Raw genomic sequence first — 25549 nt, 5'->3', positions numbered from 1 at the left:
ATAAAAAACCGATAGACGATCAGCTGCCTCCTCTCCAGCATTGTAAGCGATACCATTCCAATTATTAGGCAATGAGACGGAACAAGCCATTCAAAAAGTAGACTGAAATGGTTAAAAAGCAGACATTTTTCTATGCACACCATTCATTGCAGCGGAGTACGCATTAAAAAAAGCCCTGACCGGCGATGGTCAGGGCTGACTGAGGCAGTATGGCTAGCTTTTCAACGAATTATTTTTGAGCACATCATTTTTTTTGGTCAGCAGCTTTGCTGTATAAAGCGTATTGTTCTCGATCGTATACGCTGGGGCTCCCGTACCCGCATATAAAGTAGCGATTCCGATGGCGGCAATATTCGTTGTAATCGTATTGCCTCTAATCACGGCTTTCAGCACATCATGCGCTTCATTCCGCTTCCAGTTATCGTTAATGCGGATCAATTCCGTTTTATCGGATGATAGCTTGTCTGCGGTAATCGTATTATTCTCCACTAGCAGGTTTTTGGCTGCTTGCACGCTAATCGCCTGCGTATTGCCAAGCAGCTTGAAGGTGGAGTTTTTGATCGTTAGATCCAGCTTCGGATGCTCGCCGAGCAGCAGCGTGCTGAGCGGTTCCGGAGATTCAAAGGAACAGCCGTCAAACACGTATTTTCCCGCCGATGCAACGCTGATTGAGCCGAATTTCCCGGTTCCTGTTGCTCCTATGAACTCGCAGTTGTTGTAAGTGCCGGGCGGCAGCGTAACGCCATACGTTGTGCTGTAGCCGATGACCTTTAATCGGTCAAAAATAGAGCCTTCGGCCGCGCCGCCCGTCACGACTCGAAGCGTACCTTCACCGTTAATCGTAATGTCCTTCAAATGAACCGGCTTGCCCCAAATCGAAAGGCCGGAGTCACTCTTTTTATTGTTATTGATCGTAATATTGGATGCGCTAATGCCAAAAGCCGTTTTGGCGCTGAGGGCAAATGTGGAATCCGTAAACGTCATGTCCTCGATTTTAATATTCGGTCCCTCTAAGGTCGTGTACGAGTCATTCATTCGGTTTCCGATAAAGGTTGCATCATGCGCCGCAAAGATTCGCGAGCCGTCAAAATGATTATTTTTGACCAATGCGCCTTTAAACGGCTCGGATATCGCCAGGCCAATGGCCCCCTTAGAAGCAAAATGGTTATCCTCAACGACTGCATCCTTGCCATCATACAAAATCACATCATAAGAGGCATTGTTGTAAAAATGGTTGCTCTTGATCGTGATATTGCTGTTGCGATTGCCATTTTCGCCGAAGCCGCCTTCCAGATCGATGCCGGCCTGAGGCATGGCCCCCTTCATATGATGAAATTTATTATTCGTGATGAGCACATTATCCGCCCCGCCCACGGTGATGCCCTGTCTGCGATTGTAGGCAAACTCCGAATTTTGCACAAGCACATTGGTCGTAACTTTACGGTTCCAAAATTCAATATAAGCCTGCTTCTTCGACGCTTGATTAAATACAAGATGGAACTGCGTCGCGCCCTCCGGAATTCGAATGATGTCCCTCACTCTTGCATTTGCCAGCTTCTTTATAAACGTGCCGTTCGACTTATAAAAGAAGATATCGAATACGCCGGGCAGCTTGATTGCATTCGAGAACTCAAACTCGCGCTCCGTCTTAAAGATCGCATGCGAAAAGTTCAGCGGTTCCTTCGTTCTAACCGTTTTGGCATTGGAAACATTTTTCCCTTTATCGTCAATTGCCCCGGAAATAAATTGGTTCTCGTATAAGTCCTTGACCATCGTTCCGTGCCCGCCCAATATGAGCCCGTCACCTGTAAAGTTAGTAGCTTGAACGCCATCAATGGTTAGGTTCGTAGCACCTAGCGTGATGATGCCATAACCGCCTTCATGCGTGCCTGAGCTATGCTTATTCTCTTTTTTGGAATAGTCATGCGTGGCTTTATCGCCCTTGTAGGTTCCGCCTCTCAGCGTCACATCATGGATCCCATACCCCAAATACATCAGATGGTAGCTTTCTTTGGCATTGGTTTCCTTCTGGAGAACGGCATCCATCGGCAATTCAAAGACCATGTTGCTGACCATGTTAATTTGGCTATTCTTATCAATCAAGTAAGTGCCGGATGGCAGCGACGTTTTCTTTATGCCGTTTTGGGCTGCCCATTTCAAGGCATTATTAATCCCTTTGGTTGTCTCCACCGGATGTGTGCCATTCTTGTAAATGCCGAATCGGCTCAACTCAATCGCATATTCCTTTTGCGGTTCTTCGTTTGTGTCTCCTGCACTCGCTATCGCAGGCTCCCCGGACAGCAGCGTAAGCTGCAAGCCAAGCAGCATCGTCAACACCAGCTTTAAAATATTCACTCTATGCCTCCTATTTTGTGCCGAAATCCATCCAAGCTTGTCCAGCCTTTATGGGTTATCTTGTTAAATATACCATTGATGTCATTCTTAATAAAGAACATTTGGCTAAATACCGTTCTTTCGGACGAAAATAGTTCCTGGCTCCTATGCATGTGGGACTGCGTATGAAGGCAAAAAAAGAACGAGAGGCACTGGGCCTTCTCGTTCTTTTTTGAATTTATTTTACTGAAAGCTTCTGCAGCTTATCTGCGACTACAGCAGCCATTTCTCTTGTTACCGCTGCTTTAGGATCAAAGCTTCCGCCTGAGCCCTGCATAATGCCGCTGGTGTATACAGCATTAACGTATGCTTTGGCGCTCTCTTGAATTTTATTTGCATCTGTAAACGGCAGCGCTTCGTTATTTCCTTCAAGCTTAAACGCTTTGGCAATCATAATAGCCATTTGCTCTCTCGTTACCGCTTGATTTGGATTAAACGTATCTGCGCTCATGCCCTGAATAATGTTTAGCTCTTTTGCTCGCATAATCGCTCCGTAGTACCATGCGCCTGGCGCAACATCCTTAAAGACTGCCTTCGCTTCGGTAGCAGGTGTTTCCCCTAGCAAGTTAATGAGCAGCGTAGCAAATTCAGCACGCGTCATTTGCTTCTTCGGTTCAAAACGAAGCTCGGAGCCGCTCACTCCTACCATAATATTTGCATCGAACACACGATAGACAGCATCGTACGCCCATGATGAAATGAGGCTGTTATCCACAAAGGTCAGCTTGCTACGGTCGATCACTGCATACTTCGTGAAATGAGTCGTTTTTCCTGTAATCGTCCCATTTTTCAGATCCAATACCGCTGGAATTGGAATCCATTGCCCGGTCTTCTCATCAAGCCAGACAAGCGCCAGATTGGATGCATTTTTTGCATCAGCAGGGACTTTGATCTGAATGTACACCGGATTTTGGAATACGGTGCCGTTAGGGGTAAATTCGAAAATGGAAGATACCAAGCCAATGCGTTTCAACGCAAGCTCATTCACTTCGATTACCGTTGTTTCCTTAACAGCTCCTGCAGGCACGATAAGCTTAACCTTCGCATCAGTATCCTGAATCGTAGCTACGCTATCTGGTTTTACGCTTTGACTGAGCTTAACAGTCGACTTCCCAAGCAGCTTAACAAGCTCAGCAAGCTCGGCTGCGCTCATTGGCGTTGCAGCATTCAACACAAAAGTCGTTTGGCCGACTTTACCAATAGAATTGGTATTGTTAGCCGGTAAGGTTAGCTTGTTTAGTTCCTTAAGAACGGCTTCCACAATATTTGTATTAGTACCTAAATCAGTACTTGGATCAATATTTCCACTTGGATCAGTTGGATTTGGAGCTCCGAGATCCTTCCCTAAATCAGTTGTATAGCGCCAAGCCAAAACATCATTTAGTTGAAGCACATACTCTCCCGCACTAATATCAGGGAAAACGCCATTCACAGAGTACATCCAACCGCTTAGTGGACCACGGTCGAATTCCGCTAGGCCATCAATTTCCTCGACATACAGCGAAGCTCCCGTGCCTCTGGAAACTACCTTGGACCCTAACTCTCGTTTAAGCACTGCATAAGCCGTATCGCCTGCCAGAAGCTGAACAGACTTAGCTGGAAGAATGGTTCCCTTCTGACTATCTCCAGTAACGCTGATTGTAGCGTTCTTTATCGTAATTGGTGGCTCTGTCGTTGTCGGCGTTGGTTCTGTCGACGTTGTCGGCGTTGGTTCTGTCGACGTTGTCGGCGTTGGCTCTGTCGACGTTGTCGGCGTTGGCTCTGGCGACGTTGTCGGCGTTGGCTCTGGCGACGTTGTCGGCGTTGGCTCTGGCGACGTTGTCGGCGTTGGCTCTGGCGACGTTGTCGGCGTTGGCTCTGGCGACGTTGTCGGCGTTGGCTCTGGCGACGTTGTCGGCGTTGGCTCTGGCGACGTTGTCGGCGTTGGCTCTGGCGACGTTGTCGGCGTTGGCTCTGGCGACGTTGTCGGCGTTGGCTCTGGCGACGTTGTCGGCGTTGGCTCTGGCGACGTTGTCGGCGTTGGCTCTGGCGACGTTGTCGGCGTTGGCTCTGGCGACGTTGTCGGCGTTGGCTCTGGCGACGTTGTCGGCGTTGGCTCTGGCGACGTTGTCGGCGTTGGCTCTGGCGACGTTGTCGGCGTTGGCTCTGGCGACGTTGTCGGCGTTGGCTCCGGCGTTGTAGGTACAGATTGAACTATAATTGAAAAAGATTGCCGAACAACTTCCGGCGTGCGTTCTGTCAGATATTGACTAACTACGCCTGTATACGTGCCTTCTGCTTCGATTCCAGAATTAAAAGTTGCAATTCCGTTCTCATCCGCAATCGCGATTTGGTTGCCAATTTCAACCTTTGCTCCTGCTGCAGGAGCAACAACCGCAAGATTTGTATTCCAGTCGAAAGTTTCCTTGGTGACTGTAACCGTAAACTCTACTCCAACAGTTGGGATAATTGGCGTAACTACGGTTTCGTGGACAAACGCAGTATTAGAACTGCCATAAAACACTAGGACATGATCCGAAGCTTTAAGCTCATACTCTGCTATGCCAACCAATGGATAAATCCAGTTTCCATCGCGCTTTATCGCATATTGCCAACCATCATATCCTCCGTAACTACCAGATTCAATGTGATTAATCGTATCCACCATTAACCCATACGAATAACTGGCAACGGATAGTTGTTTATTCTTTTCCGTTGTTAATCTTTGCAGCGCATCAAGCGCAGTCGCACCTTTTATGCTGCCTTCTGTTACAGCACCCTCTGGTCCCTCTACTGCTACTGAAACCTCTACCAGTCCATTGTCTACCGGTGCTGGGTGATTGTAATCTTGCTCATAGTCTAGAGTATATCTCCAAGTTACAACGTCATTGGCTTTCAGCGTATACGCTCCAGCGCTAACCTCTGGTAGAATACCATTCACCGCTACTAACCAACCACTTTTAGATCCACGGTCAAACTCAGCGAGTCCATCAATCGCTGACACATAAACTGAAGCTCCCGAGCCGCTGGCAATGACCTTATCCCCTAATTCACGTTTGAGAATAGTGTATGCCGTATCATTCTCTTGCAGCTTATATGTCTTCGAGCTTAAAATAGTACCTTTTACATCGTCGCCTAAGACCTTAAGCGTCACGAATTCCCCGATGGCATTCGGATCTGCCTGGTTAACCGTTAATGGTAAAGTTTGCCTAACAACTACAGGCGAACCATCCGTCACATACTGTGTAATGACGCCGTTATGCGTACCCGCTGTTGCAAGTCCGCCATAGAAAACAGCAACGCCATTTGAATCTGCAATAGCCGATTTGCTTCCAAAAGTAACCTTAGCTCCTGCAGCCGGGACTACAATCGTTTTATTATTATTCCAATCCCATGATTCTTTGTTTACCTGAACAGAAAAGTCTTGTCCCGTTACTGGGAGAGTTGGGGTAACAACAGCCATGTTTATAAGCTGTGTATTAAAATCTCCATAATATACGAGCAGATGGTCCGCAGATTGAAGCTCAAAATCAGCAATGCCTACGCCAGGGTGAATCCATTCACCGTTACGTTTAACGGCATATTGCCAGCCGTCATATCCTCCGTACGTGGCTTCCTCAATATTAGCAATCCCTTTTACATACTTACCGTAAGCAGAATTAACAACATTCAGCGCAATTCCTTCTGAAGTTGCAAAGCTCTCCAAAGCGTTTAATGCAGACGTACCATTAGCATTTCCCACCGCGATAGAAGCTTGTGGACCTTCAACATCGATGGTTATTGCTGTTGGGAAGGCAACCCCCGGCATCGTTTTCCCTGCAAACTCATACAATCTACCTGCTTTATTAGCAAATAGGTTATAGGCTTCTAACGCCTGCAGTGCTTGTTCTGTTGCCATTCCATTGCTTGAACCTGAAAGAAGATGAGCAAATCCGCCATCAGGCTTCGCAAAGCTTAGCAGCTTATCAATAAGATTGATGCCATCCTTTGTAAATGCAGCTCCCGTAGGATCGATTCCGTTGGATGTAAGGCCAATAATGGCCTGAGATACACTCTCGCTGCTTTCCCCGCCATAACCTCCGTGAGGCTTTTGATTGGTGGAAAGCCAAGTTACTGCTCTCTCCCCTGCTGTTTTTATTTCAGATTGATCCGTATAAGGAGCTAAAGCGATCAGCGTCATTGCTGTCATATCCGCATCGCTAGCACTATTCAAAGCCAATGAAAATCCACCATCAGACCCCTGGTACTTAAGAATTTCCTCCAACAGCTTCTCTTTCGTCCATTCTGCGTTTTCCGGCACCTGATAATTGCCCGAGTTTAACGCGATAAGGCTATATAACGGACCATTGACGCCTTGGTTAATCATTCTTGTATTGTTAGTGATCTTATTAATAAAATCATAGCCTTCAAAGCTGCTTGCATCATAGCCAAGTGCCGATATCGCAATGCTGTAACGGGCATAATCCGTTACCTTGCTAAACGTACCACTGGCTTGATTCAAGTTATTAATGAGTTGATTATAGTAAGATTCCGGTACCTTTTTGCCAGCCTGTGCGATACCTACGGCTTGCCATTCAGAATTAACATTCCCATTTAACACATATTGAGCTGTGCGCTCGATATCCGCATCTAGCTTATCTGAGCCTTTAAGAATACTTAAATAATAGATTCTTGGCTCATTCACTCCTTGCTGAGCAATTACGCGTACTAGTCGAGGTTTAGTTTCACTTAAGGTTAAAACTTTATCAACCTGCTCGTTCACTGTCCCTCTTTTATTATTTACAAATACTTGATCTGCTGTTCCATTAGCTGTTACCTTGATCGTATCCGCATTTACTTTAATATTATCATATACGTTTACATTGTCTTGAATCGTGACTTTTTTGGAGCCTGATTCATTTTCAAGACCTGTCAAAGTGATTGAATTCAAATTCGGTGTAATAGCTACTGAAGCATTTGGTTCATGAATTTGAAGCGATGTTACCTCCGTGCTTACCTCACCAAAAGGCCCCCCATCAATCTGTACAGCTGTATTTACTTTTATAAAATCAATAGAGTCTAGAGAAACTGGCAAGCCATTCTCATCAACCGCCCAGCTTATATCGATGCCATCGCCCTTTGCTGGAGTTGCAATATAAGGGTTTCCAGCAAGATTATACGGTGCGCTTCCGTTCGAATGTGTATCAGTATATCCAAATGCATTTTTTTGTGCAGCAAGCTTTACCCCTGAATACGAGTGCTGCAAATGATCAAAAGGTGTTTGAGATAAAGGATAATTTGCAGGAATTGGATAATAGGAATGCTTATGGTAAGCATTGACCTTAATCACACCAGCAGCTCCAAAATTATCTACCCAAGGAACACTAATTCCGTTTGCATTTGCAAATTCCGGATCAGGATTCGTATAGGTCGCGCGATAATCCCAAATCGTGGAATCCTCATAATGCTCTGATCCTGCAATATTATACCATTTGCCAGGTTTCCCGGTACCATCATCCTGAGCGACGGCAACTGCGCCAGGTTCCTCAAAACCCGAGAAAGCATTGCCGTATACGGTAAAATCAATGCCGTATGGATGATCTGCACTGTTTAAGACAGGAGCATTCGTCTTAAACACGATTGAACCGCCAAATCCTCCCAAAGATATACCATTTCCTAAATTATTATTGTCCCAAGTTTCATTAAGATTGTTTATCCCACCGAAACCAGTCTCATTTACGAACTGCCCCGGAGCAGGCAGTGCATCATAAATTGTAAATGGACCAAGATTCGGATTGCCAGCTGCTGCCTCTACCTTTACCGAAGGCAGGAAGGCCGAGCTTGCCGCAGAGAGAAATACAGTTAGGCTCAATACGAAGGCCAACCACTTTTTCGAAATCATTTTTGTTCTCATCATTAACCTCTTTCCTCTATGATTTAGTCGTAAAAAAATAAAAGCCATCCTTGGAGGACGGCTTAAATAACAGGTTTACATTGATGTCAGAACACATCAATAAAAGTGAACAAACGTAAAAATTACGCTTAACCCACTTCGCTTTTTGTTTCTCTTTCTCACCACCCCGAAGAATTAGAAACGCAAGAAATTGGCAGGTCTCCTGACTTATGAATCATCGCTTCCCAGCGCCTTCCCAAATGACTATGTCATTCAGTGGCTATTTGCCGAATCGCTCATCATTTACAGTGGCGGGACCGTGACGGATTTGCACCGTGCTTCCCTATTAAGCTCTAGAACCCAGTAAAGGTTTAGAGCACCTAATTTCTTATATAATATTCATTTGTACTAACGATCATACAAGCAATTGCTTCCTTTTGTCTATACTAATCTAGCTAAAACACAACAATTCATTAAGGGATAGTCAGATATATTACAATTCAATAACAATCTATGTTTTAACCCTATAGATACTGAAAAAAGCCACACGGGCTTTTTCACCACATGCAGCTTCTCACTCGCCATACGTCTCTAAATTCTATTCCCACCTATTAAATCCTAAACCGCTCAATCGATCGCTTCAGCTCTTCGGAAAGCTCATTGACCGAAGAAGCAAGTGCCAGCGTTTCCTCGGCAAGCTGGTTCTGGCGCTCTGTATCTGCGGCCGATTGGGCGGCGTGAACGGAGGTGTCCTTGGCTACCTGGGCCATTGTGTCGACAGATGCGCTAACTTCCTCGCTTCCAGCGGCCATCTCCTCGGTCGAGGCAGACACGTCCTGGATTTGGGAAGCCACCTGACGGGACTCCTTCCAGATCGTATCGAATGAATCCTTCAATTCATGAACGATGCTCATGCCCTGCTCCATCTCCGATTCTCCGGTACTTACAGCGCCGACGGCATCAGCCGTCAGGGCAAGCACCTCGTTAATCGTTTCGGCAATATGACCGGCATGGTCCGAAGCCTGCTCGGCAAGCTTCCTAACCTCGCCCGACACAATCGCAAATCCACGGCCATATTCACCTGCATGCGCAGCCTCAATTGCAGCATTTAATGCGAGCAAATTGGTTTGGTTAGCAATCGAGGCTATCGTGCCTGCCATTTCCTGAATCTCGGATGAACGCTCATTCAGCTGTCCGATCACTCGCGAGATAGAAGCCGTTGCTGCTCCCAGCCGTTCCATCTGTCCTACGGCACTGTTCGCCTTTTCATGCCCCTGCTCTGCTGCAGCCAGCATGTCGCTCGAGGCTTCCGCCATGACGTTGGAGGAGTAGGCAATCCGGCCGACGCTGGTCGCCATATCCTCCATCGAACGAGCGACCTCTACGGCTCCGCCCGCTTGATTTTCCGCTCCTGTTGCCATCTCATTTACGGTCGTAGCCAGCTGCGAGGATAGCTCTCTGCTCTTATGCGAACCAACGCTTAATCTCTCTGCAAACTCAGATACGGAAGCCGCATTGCTCCGAATCGTCCGCATTAATTCCTGCATATGCTCAATAAAGCGATTGATCTCCATGCCTAGCTGCGTAATCTCATCATTCCCCTTGTTCTGTATGCGGTAAGTAAGATCTGCCTCGCTTGAATTCAAATTGACGGCAGCCCGCACGATCGTCCGCAGCTTCCGACCAACCATAAATTGCGAGAGCAGAAATAGAATAACCAGTACGACCAGCATCAGACCGCCGAATTGGAGCAGCACCTTCATTCTCTCAGAAGCAATAAGCGCATCCGCTTTTTCTTTGGACAAAGCCACGCGCACACCGCCCCAGTGCTTCCCATCGATCATCAGCGGATAGGAAATATCCCAGGTCTCCACTGTTTTCCCGTCAATCAGCCGGTCATATTTTTGCAAATACACATCATCCGTTTTCGTGTTCATTACCGCGTTATAGCCAGTAAGATCATTAAATACCCGGTTCGACCGGAAATTCTGACTGAGGAAGCCTACGTCTCCCCAAGCATCTGCGGATGCTTCATCCGTCGGGCTGTATACCCCATTGTGCGTAGCGATATAGCCGGCAAAGCTCGGATTGTCGGAATACGCAGCCGCCATCGCGTAAATAATATTTTCTTCATTTAAAAAGCTATCCATAATGCCCTGCCAGCGGTCATCCGTATACTTGTCATAAGCGCTGTCATATTTCAGCTCGTATTGCGAAAGCGGTATCTTTTCTCCATTGTACAAAACAGCTTCTTTTGCCGCATACGCAGCATCCTTCAGCCTTTTTTGCGCCGCTTGCTCGCTTTCCGGATTGACGGTCAGCTGATCGTTAAACAGATCGGTTCGCAGCTGCTCTCCGTCCCACTTTGTTCCATCCTGAAGAACCACGCCTGTCTTCAAATCCTGCTCCGTCACATATTCAAGCGTGTGTGCCAAGGACAAAGCCAAATTACGGCCTTTTTCCAAAAGCTGCGCTTCTACGGCGATTCGAGTTGCTCTCCACTCATACACCAGAATTACACTTACGATTATGACTAATGCAGCTGCCATGACCAGCATAAATTTATTCGTTAACGAGCGTAGTCCCATTTTCATCTGTTGTATCCCCCAGTGTAATTTCATCTAGATTAAACCATTTTAACTAAAATGTTCTGTGATTTAAATCACAAATAACGAAGAACCCCTAGAAAAAAGGAATAATGCGCCATTGTCGCCATATAAAATACATAAATATGGATACAGTCAACAAATTAACGATACAACACGAATTTTAAAAAATAACAAACGATATCTGTAAAGCTCCCAAATCCCTCTACTTCCATGAGCAGGGCTTTCCTACAAACGACCTTTTTCAATCTTGCAATTGACTTCGCGCTTATTTGAATTAGCTGGAATTAGTCCTGTTATTCTAATAGATTTCGGATTTTCGGAGGAATTATCAGGATTTTTTCCCTTTAATTCCAGATCATATAACGAAAGGGATGGGAAACGGGAGGATTAACGGGAGGAATTCCCACTATCTTCATTTAACTAGAGAATACCGTACGTTTAACGGGAGAAATTCCTTCTATTTCACATTTCCATACAAAGGTATCTCTGAAAAAGACAGATCAGCCACTGAATTTATTATGATCTTAAAGTTCATTCTTTCTAGCACAAAAAACACCCTAACCGCTACTTGCGATTAGGGTATTTTGAATTGTTTCAAGCCTTGCCTTTCTTAAGCGAAAGCCCTTATTTCAAAGACTCGCGAACCTCTAGCGTCCGTTTGTTCCACTTCTCAGTTTCCGGAATAAGTCTATTGATATCCGCACCGTCGAAAATAATTTCGTTCAAAATGTTGTTCCAGTTGTATTCCGACCATGCAGGAATCGTCACGCCCGGTTGAATTTTTGCATTTTCCTTGGCGATTTTGACCGCTTCTTTGTTTTTGCCTTCCCACATTGGCGTTTCATCATAATAAGCCGTCAATTCAGGATCGATAACCGAAGCGTTCGCGCCTTGATCGATTTTCCATTTTTGCGCTTCCTTCGAGAACTGGAAGCTGATCCAGAGGAAAGCTTCCTCTTTATGCTTCGAACCGCTCAACATGGATAGCGGGCCGTAGATGCTGTAGCCAGGCTGGCTTACTTTGCCGCGCGGGAAAGGCAAGACATCCCATTCGAATTTCGCATCTTTTTTAAGGCCAGGCAGCACCCAGTCTCCGCCGATCGCGAAGCCCGTTTTACCGTTAATAAACTCTCTTGTTACATCACCTTGCTCAGCGGCTTTCGCATTGCTTTGCATAGAGCCGTCTTTCCAAACAAAATCCGCCAACCATCTAACATCATTCATAACGTCAGGAGTGTTCAGCAAGCTTTGCGTCAAATCCTCATTCATATAATGAATGTTTGCTGCGTGACCGTCAGCAATCGCTTTTGTGCTAAGCACGCGCATTTGGAATTCCGGTTGAGTCGTTAGACCATACTCACCCGCTTCTGGATCTGTAATCTTCTTGGCGACATCGCGGAAATCATCATATGTCCAGTCGTTAGACGGCATTTCCACGCCATGCTTCGCAAGCAAATCCTTGTTGACCAGAATCCACATTGGCACGTCAACGAAAGGTACGGCTAGCTTTTTGTCTTTGTACGTCATGGTGTCGAAGAAGCCTTCAGGCAGTTGAACGTCCTGGAAAGTAGGGTCCTTATCGATGTAAGGAGTCAGATCCTCCACCAAGCCCGCTTGATCATACGTAATAAGATCGCTGTCGATCCAAGTCAAATCGGCAGGCGTTCCCGCTGCTTCTAATGAAGCGATAATTTCCATAATCGGCTGGCTGTTCACCGGAATCTGCTCAATCGTGATCCAAGGGTACTTTTCATTAAACTTTTTATAAAGCTCGGTATACGAATCAGACCAGGAGATCAGCTTCAGCGTGACGGGATCATGCTTCTCTTCAGGAGCCGGCTGATTATCCGTTGTCTTAGGCGGATCTGTTGCTTTGTTTGTATTAGCCGGAGTGTTGCTGCCGCCATTGTTGCCGGAGCATGCCGAAAGAATTACAGAAAACATCAATACGAGACACAACATCCAAGTAAACCCACGTTTATTTTTCATGATTGGACCTCCCAAAAGTTTTGTGAAGCACATTAGGCTCATTTCTATGAGCAGGTTGTGGAGCAAAACTTACTTCGTAAGCATCTGCTTCGTTTTGTGAAGCACATAAGGCTCATTTCTATGAGCAGATTGTGGAGCAAAACTCACTTCGTAAGCATCTGCTTCGTTTTGTGAAGCACATTAGGCTCATATTTATGAGCAGGTTGTGGAGCAAAACTTACTTCGTAAGCATCTGCTTCGTTTTGTGATGTACATAAAGCTCTTTTCTTCTCTTCCCCTCATCATCCACTGTTGCGTCCTTCACAATCTCGAATGAGCTCTTGCCAAGCCCCACCTCCCCCAACTCGATCCATTTGCGCTACTCCACAATTCCCGTTCTTTCGATTCCGCTGACGAACCAGCGCTGCAGGAACATAAAGACGAGAATAGGCGGGAGAATGATCAGGAAAGCGGCCGCCATCTTGGTGCTTTCGGTAATCGGATTAACGATGGTACGGGTGTTGCCAAGCAAGGAAGGATTGAGTACCTCCTCCAGCATGTCGAGACGGATGGACAACGGCGTGAAGCCTTTGGTGAGAAACATCGATGGCTCGTAATACATGTTCCAATACCATATAAAGGAGAACAGGAAGACGACTAGGCAAGCCGAGCGGGCCAGCGGCAGCATGATGCCAAAAAACAGTCTAGCCGTACTAGCCCCGTCCAGCTTAGCAGCTTCCTCTAGACTCGGCGGCTGCGCTTTAAAAAATTGCCTGAAGATAAGAATAAACAGCGCGCCCTTCAGACCCTGGCCGAATATGGCGGGAATGAGAAAAACGAAAATAGAATTCAGTAATCCCAGCTTGCTGAAAATAACGTAAAGCGGAATAATGATGACCTGAGGCGGGATCAGGAAGGTCAGAATAATAAGCGCCGTAAACAGCCCCTTGAACGGCAGCGCCAGCCGGGCCAGCGCATAGCCGGTCATTGCGCAAATAATGACCTGAACGAGCGAGCAGGTAACCGAGATCAGGGCCGTGTTCCTCAGCGCTTCCGGATACTGCAAGCCCTTTATTGCCTTAGTCACGTTCTCCCAGGTAATCTCGCGCGGAATCCACTTTACCGTAGGATCAAGCAGATCGCTCATGTTCTTGAACATGGTGCTAACCATATACAAAATGGGCTGAAGGTAAAGATAGGCCACAATCGAGAGCAGCAGATAAATGACGAGCTTGGCAAGCAGGCCATCGGAGAGGCTGCGTCCCATAACCATTACTTTTACTTTTTGGGACCTTCGGCTCCATAACACGTTACTAACGCTTCGCTTTGCCTTGGCCAGCTCCGTCTTCATTGCAGTAATCATCAGTGTACCCTCCTTGTCCTGAGGCTCCGGTTGAACAGCCATAATACAAGGGCAATCAGCACGAAGATTAAGCCAAAATAAATCCACGCAAGCGCGCTGGCGTAACCGTAACCGGTATCCACCTTGAACATGTTGTCCTTAATGTGCTTAAGCACGGGATTGAGCGGAAATGTAAACAGATCGATAATGGTGTAAAGCACGTTCAAGCTGATGAACGGCACGCAAGCCGGCAAGGTTATTTTCCAGAAGCTATCCCAAGGGGAAGCGCCGTCGATTCGTACCGCTTCGTAAATGGTCGGGGAGATCGTCTGGAAGCCTGCGATAAAGATCAGTATCTGCACGCCCGAATACCACAAAATAAGAATCGCTTTGCCAAGGACAGCCATGACCGTCTCGGCGAACTGCTTGCCTACATATTCCTCAACTAGCGGCAACAGGTTATATTGCTCTAGGAAAGGAATATCTCCCGCCCCTTGCAGGAATAGCTCCGAGAGCACCTGGCCGGTAGCGAAGATGACAGGCAAGAAGAACAACGCCCTGTAAATGAATCGGCCAGGAAATTTTTGATTCAGCATTAAGGAAATGAGGAGTGCGAAGATGACGATAATCGGAACCATCAGCAGCATTTCCTGAATATACGTAATCAGCTCGATCGGAAAAACATTATCCTTTAGAAAGGCGTCACGGTAATTCCGCATGCCGATCCATTCATATTTGAAACCTCCAACGGCGACCTGTACCTTGTTAAAGGACATAAATAGCGACCAGCTGATCGGAATCAGCACGAACATCGCAAATCCGATGATCCAAGGTAGCATGAACAGCAGTCCCATTCCGTAGCGCTTTCCGAGATAAAGGCGCGCTTCCCGCACTCTCGCTTTTGCTTGCATTATGCGCCCTCCCCCTTCTCTACTGCGAATGTTTTGCTGCCGTAATCGACGATAACGCGCGTGCCGTCCTCGTATACCGTGGCGAACCGATCTTTGGACAACTTCTCGTGATTGATTATTTCCTGTGCGAACACGGAAGACAAAGCATCAAAATCCTTATATTCCTTCAAAATACGCTCCGTCCACTTCTCATATTGGCTGCTGAATAAGAAATTCGCCCCCGTGTACTTGAGCACGCGCGAATCCTCGTGCGTCAGGAAGAAGGAAGGAACCGCTCCATATTCGATCGCTTTCAGAAACTCGGTTTCAACATCATTGCGGAGATTGCCGTCCCCGAACGCATAAGACACATAACCGTGCAGAGCAATCGGATAAAATGGAACCGTCTCATCGACCATGAAGTCGTAGCTGGATTCGGCTGGTAAGCCTGCAATAAAGTCGGCTTGCCCAACCGTATAGTCGTTGCCGCGGTATACGGCGCTTGAGCCAAGCGTCTTCTTCGCATAAGCGAGCAAGCCGTCATATACAGCAATCGTATCCGAGCGAGTTGCAATGCCGTCTGGATCATAGTCATGGAAGACCATTTCGCCGATCCAGTTGAACAGGAGACCGGATACTCCGATGTCCTTCAGCTTCTGAATGGTTTCGTAGGCCATTGCAACGGTGCGGGCAGGCTTGCTGATGAACCAGCCCTCATCCACGAATACCGTTTCGTCAATGCCGCGAATGCCGTTGGTTTTGCCCGAGAGATCGGAGCTCTCCGAATCGATCCAGACAAAATCATCCTCGAACATCACGTCAATGCCCTTCTGGCTCATGCTGGATATGAAGTCCTTCGCGGCTTCCTCGCCGCCCAGTGACTCTTCAATCGGGAAGCGGTCGTACAGGTCATAATCGCCTTGGTTTTGCCAGCCATAGTAAATGACTTTGATGTTAGGCACGCCCTGCTCCACCAGCCCGTTAACGATTTCTTTGGCCTGAGGAAAGGTCGTTGCGGTAATGTATTTGATTTTGTTAAATGCCTCCGTGTAATTTCCGCCCATGATCTTCAGATAAAGAGGCGTGTGCTCTACCGGCTTCAGCGGTTCTTTCAGCTTGCCGGTCTCCGTCATATATTCACGGTAAGCCTTGGCCATCCCAACATATCCCGCGTCTTCCCCGTTCAGAAAACGGTATTCCACCTCGCGGTCCGTATCCAGCCGCTGCTTCTGCACCGCTTTGAGCGGTGCCGCCAGCCGGCTCATCCGGTACAAATATTCCTCACGGTAGATCTGATTCGTATACACATTGTACAGTCCCGACTTCAGTCCGGGCGGCATTGCCGCGATATTCGCCGAGCCGCCGCCCTCCGTGAGAACAGCCATAAACCCGTTGCTGCCGTGCTTCATGCCGAACACAGGGTAGGCAATGTTTTCGCGCCGTTCGCCGGATCGGCTCCAGTTGCCTGTGTTCGTCAATTCAAGTCCATACACCTGATGAATGTAGCCTCTCGAGACGCCAGCCCGCTCGCTGTCAAAGCGAATCAAGCCGCCAGGGCCGTCCGGTACGAAGATATAGCCGTCCTCCGCAGAGGTGGCAGCCCCGAAATAAGGCAGCAGATCGAGCGTAAAGATGGCATATTCTCCTTCTTCCTTAATCCCTTGCGTCGGGATACGAACCTTAAGCCCTTTAGGCGTTAGCTCGTATTGAATCGAGAAGCTAAGCTGCCGTTCAGGAAAGGCATAAGAGACCTGAAGCCCGTTTTTCGCTTGAATCATCGACGTTTCGATTTTGGGATCGCCCGCATTCAAGACCTCGCGAATCGTTTGGTCCTTGCCCTGCGTCCTGACATAGGTCAAGACAAACGGGGATTTCAAATTGGCGAGCAGCACTCCCTTTACCGTCTCGCTAGCCAGCTGCTCCTCCGCTGGATTGCTGCGCCATTTGTACCCTGTTCGCTTATCCTCTAACACGATCTGCGTGCTTGCGGGGTCTACGTACAGCGTAAAATCCTCGCTTGACGCCGCCTCGGCGAACCCATCCGGTCCAGCCGCGGGGCTCCAAGCTTCACCTTCGTATAAAGGCGCCCGACTGGCGACCGGCTCGGCAATCCCGGTTAGCTCAAGCGCTTTGGCCGGGGACAGCTCATCCTTTTGCAGGAAGAAGACCAGTCCAAGGATTAACAATAGGCAAAATGCGATTGCCGCGAGCTTTACTCGAAGGGAAGTGCGCTTGATGAGCTCAACCATAGAAGGTCACCTCCTTGTAAAGCTGATAGAAGAAATCATACAAATTGTAGGAAAGGCCAAACACGAGAAAGGCAAACAGCCAGATCGTGCCGATCGTAAATACCGTAATCGCGATATTTTTGAGCGTTTCCATAAAATCGAAATTATGAATGACCTGCGTCATCACGATAAGCATGACACCCATCCACAGAAACATGACCGTATTCAGCGAATCGACGATCACCCGCTCATCCAGCGTCACGAGATTGGATAAAATCAAGGTCGGAATGGAGAAGAACAGGTACGGCGCAAGCGCATACGTGCTGCCCTGAATAACTTCCCTAAATTTCCCTTCTCCATCCTTCACGCTGCATACCAGATAATTGGCAATGATCCAAGTAATCCATGGAACTACGAACAGGCCTAAGCTGCCTAGCAGATTGATTTGGGAGAGCTCCACCGGGTGGAACAAAAATCCCGTGTAATAAATCGTTGCAATCTTTACGGCAACGGCGGAGACCAAAATCAGGATAATAATCCATGGCGAGACTTTAGCTTCCTTTAGCTTGTAAAAGCCTTGATAGGGATGCAGCATCACGAACCATACATTCCGCAAATCGCCAAGCGGACGCTGCCACGATTCCGGCAGCGGTTTGCGCGTCAGCTGGTTTCTGATTATCCGCGGTCCATAGCTGAGCAAGAGAATAAGCGCTACAACCGAAGCTGCGATCCACAAGAAATGCTGCTGCAGGAAGTCGAGCCTTACCTGCCAAAAAGCTTTGGAATAGCTTTTGGTATCGAAGGCAGTCTTCAGAAAGGAAAGTGCGTCATCATTATTGTTTTCATGCAAATACACTTTTCCTAGGCCTTGAAAGGTTCCATTATACATGTCATTCCGGGCGTAAACCCGGTCCCAGTAAGGCTTGCTCTGCTCGTATTTGCCATCAATATAAAGGCCTAAAGCATTCATGACGTCGCTTCCGAACTCCGTACGCTCAAATTTATGGATGGTGCCCGTGCGGCTGTCGGAGATCCAGACGCCAAACTTCGAATCTACGCCAATGCTCGTCGGAAACCCGAGTACGCCGTATTGCTGCGTAGCGTTATCGATTAAACCGAAAGCGAACAGCGCTTCTCCGTTTTTGTCGTAAATATTAACGCGCCCGGATTCCATATCCACGTTGTACAGGAAGCTGTTGGTATCGTTCGTGACATCAACAATGCCGTGGCCGTTCACGATCGTTTTGTTTTTGAAAGCGTCCACGCCTCCGGCATTCAGCTTACGAATCGCTCCCTGCCCGAATCCCGCTGCCGTTGCCGTATAGATGAATCCGTCGTTATCAATCGAAACGTTCGTTATGGGACGCGGCAGGCTCGGCAGCTCCTTATCCAGCTGCTCCTTGTTCAAAATGAGCTTCTTTAGCCAATTCAGTACGGTTTGCTGCGCTTTGTTGGCGCCGAAATAACCCATGAATTCTCCATCCTCGTTGATGCGGATCAGGCCTTGATAGGATGAATTCAAGCTGATGTACATCACGCCGCGCCGATCCACGACCAGCTTGACGGGAACAAAGTGCTGCTGCTCAAGAAAAGTAGAGGCAGGCTTCTTGTATTCCCGGACAAATGAGCCGTCTGACCCGAACACTGCAATTCGCTGATTGCCCGAGTCGGCGACGTAGATGAGCCCCTCCGGCGTAACGAATAGGCCCTCGGGCGCACTCAGCGCACTCTCACCTTCCTCTTCGCCAATGGTAAGAAGCAGCTCGCCCTCATTGTCCAGAACGATTACCTTGTTCGCCCCTTTATCCGCTACATACACCTTGTCATCCGTACCAACCTGAAGATCAATCGGCTCGACAAAACGGGTACCTTTCGTTTCCGTTGGCGCATAAATCGGCTGAATGCGCAGCCAAGTCGCCTGGTTGCTGTCATAATAAAACGTTCGATAAGGCAGCTCTGCATGAATCGCTTCCGGTGCGGCAAGCATGAAGGTCGCCGCTAGAAGCAGGAATGTAAGAAATTTCTTCATCGTTACGACTTCCTTTGCTGATTGGAATTACTTGATTCCCGAATGGACCATCGTCTCTAGTACTCTGCGTTGGAAGAGAAGGAAGATGATCAGGTTGGGCAAGAACATAAGCAAACCGGCGGCTGCGGCTACGTTTTGGCCCGATACGCTGTTTTGCAGCCCGCTTAGCAGGCTGTTGACGTAGAAGGCGAGTGTCCTCATCGTTTCCTCTTGCATGAACAGCGTCGAGGTCTCGACGTCTCCCCATACGCCTTGAAAGGTAAAGATCGATATCGTCGCAATAGCGGGAACCGACAGGGGCAGAACCATTTTCGTAAAAATGCCAAAGTGGCTTGCTCCATCCATCTTTGCAGCCTCGAGAAGCTCTCCTGGAATTTGCGAAATGAAGCCCACCAGCATGAATACGGCGATTGGTGAGGCCAGCGCAGGCAGAATATGGCCGAAATACGTGTTATTGATCCCAAGTCCGCTAATGATTAGATACCGGGGGATGCCCACCGTTTCCGGCGCAAACATCAAGGATAAAGTGATCAGAGACAGAATTAGCTGTTTAAAATGAAACTGGTATTTCGCAAGCACATATCCAGCCATCGTACTGACGATAATGACCGTGCCCAGCGTCAGCCCCGCTACGATCAAGCTGTTGAACAGGTAACGAGTGAACGGCACCGTTGCATTGGAGGCATGCAGGATCAGCGACTCAAAATTGCGCAGCGTCGGATTTTGCACCAGAAACCGCGGCGGAAACAGAAATAGCTCGTTCTGCGGCTTGAACGCATGGTTTAAAATAAAAATGATCGGCAGGGACATAAACGCTGCGAGCGCAGTAAACACGGTGACTAGAATGACTTGAAACGGCGTCACTCTGCGAAGTCTTCGAATCATGGTTCTACAGCTCCTCCTTTGATCCGAACAGCCGGTAAGCGAATCTCATGGCAAAGTAGCTGATAATCAGCAGCATCACCGAGACCGAGGATGCGTACCCGAGCTCAAAACGGATAAAAGCGTAATCGTCGATATGATTGATAATCAAATGCCCCGAGTAAGAAGGGGTTATCGCCATTCCCGTCAATTGGGTGGAAATGCCGCCCGCCTTCAGCGTCCCAACGATAGACATGACGGCGCTAAAGAGCATTTGCGGCTTCATCGACGGAATTGTAATATAGAACACCTCTTGCAGCCGGCTGGAAATGCCATCGATCCGGCCAGCTTCGTAAAGCTCGCGGTTGACTGTCTGCAGACCCGCCAGCATCGCCAGAAATCCAACGCTGAAGCTTACCCATAGCGATACGACAATCATAATTTTGAGCAGGTATTTCGGGTCCTGCAGCCAAATGACCGGACTGTCGATCCAGCCCATGCCAAGCAGGAAGTTGTTGAAATAGCCGACGCGGTCACCGCTGAACGTTGCGATCCAGACGACCGACAGCGCCACGCCGCCGGCCATCGATGGTGCATAAAAGGCCAGCGTGTAATAATCGCGGATACGGATCGGCAGCTGATGAATGAGCCAGGCGAACAAAAAAGCCAAAATATAGCCGCCGGGACCTACAATCAGTGCGAACAAGAACGTATTCGGAATGGCCTTTGTCAGGAAGATAATATCCTGTGTAAACAAGCTGATGTAATTGCTTATGCCGATAAAATGCAATGAGCCAAAGCCGTCGTAAGAGGTAAAACCTAGCGTTGCGGCCATAATGACCGGTATCACGATAAACAAAAGGAAGCAAAGGAGAAACGGCGCGAGAAACAGGTAGACGAAGCTGTCTCGACGTATATCCCGCCAAAATTGGTTCCATTTTAAACGAATGGCCGATTTCGGCTTTGGTCTCTCCACGCTGGGAGAAATCTGCGTGTTCATCTCTGCGGTTCCTCCCATTCATAAGGTTTCGATATTTGCGGGATATGCAGATCATCGTCCGCCTTAATCCCAAAGTTTTGTTGTCTTCGGTTCATCTCGCGCTGTAAGGAAAGCTGCGCTTGCTCTAGCGATTCCTGTGCCGGCATCCCTTCCATTACAGTTCGGTTCCAGGCAAACTCCATTTCCCTTGTAAGGAAATAGTAACCGGGCACATAAGGCATGTTTTTGGCCCAGCGCGCTTGCTCCTGCAGCGCCTTCAGGTCATCGCTTGGCCAGGTTAGTGCTTTCATCGCGTCGACGTTGGCGGTATTCCACCTGAACTCGATCCCGTAGAAAGACTCGATATCCTTCGCATATTGCGATTGCACCTCTTCCGAGGTCCACCATTCAAGGAATTTCCAAGCGTCGTCCTTCCGCTCGCTTTTCTTCATGATCATGGCGGCGGATATCCCCTGCGGAGACCACCGCTCCACCTCGCCGCTGGCTTGCTTGACGCCTGGCAGCGGCGCGATTTTCCAATGTCCCGTAATTTCCGGCGCAGCTACGAGCAGCTGCACATACGTATTGAAATCGGCTACCCCGATCGGGATGTCACCGTCGCGGAAATGCTGGAAAAATGCCGGAATATCGATAGGCAAGTTGTATTTCCGGTACAGATCGGTCCAGCGATTGAACGCTTGCTGGCCGGCATCGCTCGCCAATGTGCCCTTTAAGCCTTCCGGCGAATAAGCTTCTGCTCCGTTCTGGAAGAAAAGGGTCGAGAAATCGCTCTTCGGATAATTCATAGTCATGCCATTCTCTTGAAGCGTCGGGAGCATATCGAATATGTCATCCCAGGTATCCGGCACTTTCAGGTTCAGGCCCTCCAGAATATCCGTCCGGTAGAACAGCATCTGAAAGTTTTGCACCTCCGGCAAGCCGTAAATGCCGCCGTCATAGCTGAGAGACCGGCTCACTCCCGGAATAAATCGATCGAATACGTCATCAAAGCCCGGGAAGCCCGACAATTCCTCTGCAGCATCCCTCATCGCGAAGTCCGCCGGTGTCGATTCTCCAACTCCGAGCGCGATGTCCGGCACGTCGCCAGCGGCGTTGCCGAGAATCAGCATATTCGGATTGGTCATGAGATTAATATTCACTTCAATTCCCGTTCGCGGCGTGAAGTCCTGATCGACCATCTCGCGCAGCAGCTCAACGTAATCCCGTCCGCGCTGTACCCAGATCGTCAGCGCTTCCTTCCGGTTATGCTTGCGCGTGTCATAGTCCATATAGAAGGTGCGGCCGAAATCCGTGACCGCATATGGAATTCTTGCCAGCGTGCTCGCCGTCTTCAAATTCGTCTCGGTGCCTGGCGTACGGACCACGATATAATCCAGCAGCAGAGGCTGCTGCGTCAGCGTAGCCATCCAAGTCCCGATATTGTTTTGAATCGTTGAGAAATCGTTAATTTTGTTCGGAATTTCATTCACGTCTTCGAGCATCTTCTCCAAAATAGCAACCGAGCCCTTGATCGCTTCGGACAAATCCGAATCCTTTTTGTTCAATCCGTTAATATAGTTGCGAATATCGGTTAAATGAGCAATGAAGCCTGCCATCTTCTGCTCAACGTCGGGCTCAAGCTTCCGCATATCCCATGTCCGAGTCGAATCGGTATTCGCATCGAAGCCCGATTTGCTGTAATTGCCCGTCAGCAGCCTAATATGACGGTCGAAATCCGCCAATTGGTCAAGCGCCTCTTTCAATGCTAGATAAACGGGCTGTACCAGCGAGGAGTCCGAGGTCATGCGCAGCGTATGCGGGCCCTTCTCCAAATAAAAGAGATAGGATTCGCCTTCTTGATTCGCGAGCGCGCCTATTTTGAATTCCTTTTCCGTAGGTATGCCGTAATGCAGCAGCTCTTGGAAAGGCGTCTTGCCATCGATGGAGATCGTGCGGTACGCCTCGAATCCGTTCCGATAGTTTTGGAACGTTTTCAAGTCTATTTCATACCAACCGTCCCCTGGTACCGACAGCTCCCATTCCACCCACTCGCCGGGAAGCCTCCAGCGCTGTCCGCCTAATACGTTGTAAGTAATTCGGCCTTTCGGGTCCGGAGAAATATAAGGCTCCGACCAAAAATCAGTCTGGATCGCTAAGCTCGATTTGCGCTGGAACTGCTCCGCTTCAATCAAGCTGTACCAGCCGGGCTGTGTTTCCACAGCGGGATGTAAGCGCTTGTAATTTTCATAGCTTGGAATTTCGGCTTTCGGCACGAATGCAATTTTGCGCAGGGCGACTGATTCCCTTACGCCAACCAGCCTCAGCTTATGCTGGCCTTCCTCCAACCGATAAAGCACAGGCTCTGATGATGCCGAGAATACCGCTGCGGCTTTCTCGCTCCAGCCTTCAAGCTCCTTCTGGGCTGGCCGGATTTGCTGGCCGATTTCATTGCTGTCATACGGATACTTCGAATCCTTCCACAGCCGCTCCAGCTCAATTCGCTCCGATTCGACGAACGGATAACGCCCATCGATTTGCACGCCGCGAACAACGGAAGCATTTCCTCCCTCTAACGGCTTATAGTCAAAATGGAGCTCATACCAACCGCCCGTCGGCACTTCAAACGTCCATTCTACCCAGCCTTGCTCATTTCCCCAGCGCAGTGCTGCCTCGCCTTCCTCGCTGCTAGCCAAAATAGCATCCTCCGCGGCCGCGCTGTACTCGGTCGGCTTAATCTCGATCGTCTTCGCGCCGCTGCTCGCTACATTGATCTCCGGGTATTGATACATCAGCTTGGCGTAGGGAAGCTGATCCGGCTTGCTCTCAAAGGCAAGCAGCTGCTCGGCGCTTACGGACGTTGCATGCAGAATCGGGTCACTGGCCGTCAACCACCGGATGCCTCCAAATACAAGCGCCACAGCAATCAGGAGACGAAGCGCGATGCCCAGCATCCTCATCCTCTTCATCCTTCTTCTCCCCCGGCTGCCAAGGATACGCCGGATTGCTCATCGAAGAAATGCACCTTGTTCATGTTGAAGCCGATCAGCAGCTTCTCTTCTTTCTCATACATCGTCTCCGGCTCGGTCCTGCCAATAACTGTCTTCTCGCCCAGCTTGACGTAGACGTAAGAGTCAGCACCGGTCACTTCCGTCATTTCGACGACGCAGCGGACGAAGCCGTCCTCCGGCTCATCCTTTTCTTCATTCTCGCGTTTTAGCCATACATGCTCAGGACGAACGCCGAGCACGCAGTTGCGCAGAGATGCGGTTTTCACTGCAAAATGCTCATAATGCCGCTCCGGCACGAGCAGCTTCATTCTTTTGTTGAGAAAATAATACCGGCCATCTTCCCTGACCAGGCTGCCTTCCAAGAAATTCATTTGTGGCGACCCGATAAAGCCAGCGACAAACAGATTTGCTGGCTCATCATAAAGCTGGCGCGGCGGTGCCACCTGCTGGATGACGCCATCCTTCATGACGACGATCCGGGTTCCCATCGTCATCGCTTCCACCTGGTCATGGGTGACATAAACCATCGTTCGCTTCAGATCGCTTTGCAGCTTGATGATCTCCGCCCTCGTCTGTGCTCTCAGCTTGGCATCCAGATTCGACAACGGCTCATCCATGAGGAACACTTGCGGCTCCCGGGCAATCGCCCTGCCTAGCGCAACCCGCTGCTTTTGGCCGCCCGAGAGCTGGCTTGGCTTGCGTTCAAGAAGATGAGAAATTTCGAGTATTTTGGCCACGCGGTTGACTCTGAGCTCAATGTCATGCTTGGCCGTCTTGCGAAGCTTTAGACCCAGTGCAATATTTTCAAAAACAGTTAGATTAGGGTACAATGCATAGTTTTGAAATACCATTGCGATATCCCGATCCTTAGGAGAAACATAATTTACGAATTTCTCATCAATATACAAATCCCCTTCGGTTATATCCTCCAAGCCGGCCAGCATCCTCAGCGTAGTGGATTTGCCGCAGCCAGAAGGACCGACGAGTACCAGAAATTCGCCCTCCTCAATGGAAAGGTGGAAATCGTTGACCGCCGGACGCGACTCCCCTTTATAGTGCTTGTAGACATGGCTGAACGTAATGCTTCCCACCCTCGTTCACCTCTCATCACGTATTTTCTTCCTCTTGCTACCATTAATGTTAACGCATCCGGCCTGCGGCAAATATGAGGCGATATTTTCTTTTGCAGTCAATATTTAGCCTCTATCTACGCAAAACCATCCACTCTCCCCCTATGCACCGAAAGCGCTTACGAAATGGATGGCTATCGATTTCCTTCGACAGGGGATGACAGCTGCTATCTCTTCCGCGGTTTCTCCACCATTCACTTCCAGCATCATGCTATAAAATTTATCTCCAATTAATTTAGATGGAATTGATCCCTTTAATT

At 48.7% G+C, this 25549-nt stretch carries 12 protein-coding genes and 1 riboswitch; all 12 genes read right to left on the bottom strand.

Annotated elements, in window-relative coordinates; all coding sequences use genetic code 11:
- Positions 1-213: 213 nt before the first annotated feature.
- The 12 genes from FJQ58_RS22970 to FJQ58_RS22915 all read right to left on the bottom strand — a co-directional run bounded on the left by FJQ58_RS22970 (position 214) and on the right by FJQ58_RS22915 (position 25250).
- The gene (locus FJQ58_RS22970; RefSeq protein ID WP_139997155.1) at positions 214-2355 is read right to left on the bottom strand and encodes a right-handed parallel beta-helix repeat-containing protein; all 2142 of its coding nucleotides are present in this window, start codon (positions 2353-2355) and stop codon (positions 214-216) included.
- Positions 2356-2572: 217 nt separating this feature from the next.
- The gene (locus FJQ58_RS22965; protein WP_162341713.1) at positions 2573-8269 is read right to left on the bottom strand and encodes a DUF4430 domain-containing protein; all 5697 of its coding nucleotides are present in this window, start codon (positions 8267-8269) and stop codon (positions 2573-2575) included.
- Between the two features lie 172 nt (positions 8270-8441).
- Positions 8442-8644, bottom strand: a riboswitch (cobalamin riboswitch).
- 212 nt (positions 8645-8856) lie between these two features.
- A complete protein-coding gene (locus FJQ58_RS22960) occupies positions 8857-10839 on the bottom strand; it encodes a methyl-accepting chemotaxis protein (RefSeq protein WP_162341711.1) in 1983 nt (660 codons plus the stop codon).
- Positions 10840-11478: 639 nt separating this feature from the next.
- Positions 11479-12843: an ABC transporter substrate-binding protein gene (locus tag FJQ58_RS22955; RefSeq protein ID WP_162341709.1), complete on the bottom strand. Its 1365-nt coding sequence runs from the start codon at positions 12841-12843 to the stop codon at positions 11479-11481.
- Positions 12844-13201: 358 nt separating this feature from the next.
- Positions 13202-14185 (bottom strand): carbohydrate ABC transporter permease, encoded by a 984-nt coding sequence (locus FJQ58_RS22950; RefSeq protein WP_162341707.1) that lies wholly within the window; start codon positions 14183-14185, stop codon positions 13202-13204.
- The gene (locus FJQ58_RS22945) at positions 14185-15075 is read right to left on the bottom strand and encodes a carbohydrate ABC transporter permease (RefSeq protein WP_139997150.1); all 891 of its coding nucleotides are present in this window, start codon (positions 15073-15075) and stop codon (positions 14185-14187) included. Before FJQ58_RS22945 ends, FJQ58_RS22950 begins: the two co-directional genes overlap by 1 nt.
- Entirely contained in the window at positions 15075-17303 is a 2229-nt protein-coding gene (locus FJQ58_RS22940; RefSeq protein ID WP_139997149.1) for a DUF5696 domain-containing protein, read from the bottom strand. Before FJQ58_RS22940 ends, FJQ58_RS22945 begins: the two co-directional genes overlap by 1 nt.
- Entirely contained in the window at positions 17296-19311 is a 2016-nt protein-coding gene (locus FJQ58_RS22935; protein ID WP_139997148.1) for a YIP1 family protein, read from the bottom strand. The genes FJQ58_RS22940 and FJQ58_RS22935 overlap by 8 nt, the downstream gene beginning before the upstream one ends.
- Positions 19312-19338: 27 nt before the next feature.
- Positions 19339-20196, bottom strand: coding sequence for a carbohydrate ABC transporter permease (locus FJQ58_RS22930; protein WP_139997147.1), 858 nt, complete (start codon positions 20194-20196; stop codon positions 19339-19341).
- Positions 20197-20200: 4 nt separating this feature from the next.
- Positions 20201-21172, bottom strand: a complete 972-nt coding sequence (locus FJQ58_RS22925; protein WP_238404281.1) for a carbohydrate ABC transporter permease — start codon at positions 21170-21172, stop codon at positions 20201-20203.
- A complete protein-coding gene (locus tag FJQ58_RS22920) occupies positions 21169-24117 on the bottom strand; it encodes an extracellular solute-binding protein (RefSeq protein ID WP_139997146.1) in 2949 nt (982 codons plus the stop codon). Before FJQ58_RS22920 ends, FJQ58_RS22925 begins: the two co-directional genes overlap by 4 nt.
- Positions 24114-25250, bottom strand: coding sequence for an ABC transporter ATP-binding protein (locus FJQ58_RS22915; RefSeq protein ID WP_139997145.1), 1137 nt, complete (start codon positions 25248-25250; stop codon positions 24114-24116). Before FJQ58_RS22915 ends, FJQ58_RS22920 begins: the two co-directional genes overlap by 4 nt.
- Positions 25251-25549 lie beyond the last annotated feature (299 nt).

The organism is Paenibacillus paridis, from assembly GCF_006345825.1.
Lineage (GTDB): Bacteria > Bacillota > Bacilli > Paenibacillales > Paenibacillaceae > Pristimantibacillus > Pristimantibacillus paridis.
This window is presented reverse-complemented; position numbering and strand designations above follow the sequence as displayed.

Bases quoted from the DNA above. Each gene is read 5' to 3' on its own strand.
- FJQ58_RS22965 (WP_162341713.1), bottom strand. From the start codon at position 8,269: ATGATGAGAACAAAAATGATTTCGAAAAAGTGGTTGGCCTTCGTATTG.
- FJQ58_RS22960 (WP_162341711.1), bottom strand. From the start codon at position 10,839: ATGAAAATGGGACTACGCTCGTTAACGAATAAATTTATGCTGGTCATG.
- FJQ58_RS22955 (WP_162341709.1), bottom strand. From the start codon at position 12,843: ATGAAAAATAAACGTGGGTTTACTTGGATGTTGTGTCTCGTATTGATG.
- FJQ58_RS22950 (WP_162341707.1), bottom strand. From the start codon at position 14,185: ATGATTACTGCAATGAAGACGGAGCTGGCCAAGGCAAAGCGAAGCGTT.
- FJQ58_RS22945 (WP_139997150.1), bottom strand. From the start codon at position 15,075: ATGCAAGCAAAAGCGAGAGTGCGGGAAGCGCGCCTTTATCTCGGAAAG.
- FJQ58_RS22940 (WP_139997149.1), bottom strand. From the start codon at position 17,303: ATGGTTGAGCTCATCAAGCGCACTTCCCTTCGAGTAAAGCTCGCGGCA.
- FJQ58_RS22935 (WP_139997148.1), bottom strand. From the start codon at position 19,311: ATGAAGAAATTTCTTACATTCCTGCTTCTAGCGGCGACCTTCATGCTT.
- FJQ58_RS22930 (WP_139997147.1), bottom strand. From the start codon at position 20,196: ATGATTCGAAGACTTCGCAGAGTGACGCCGTTTCAAGTCATTCTAGTC.
- FJQ58_RS22925 (WP_238404281.1), bottom strand. From the start codon at position 21,172: ATGAACACGCAGATTTCTCCCAGCGTGGAGAGACCAAAGCCGAAATCG.
- FJQ58_RS22920 (WP_139997146.1), bottom strand. From the start codon at position 24,117: ATGAAGAGGATGAGGATGCTGGGCATCGCGCTTCGTCTCCTGATTGCT.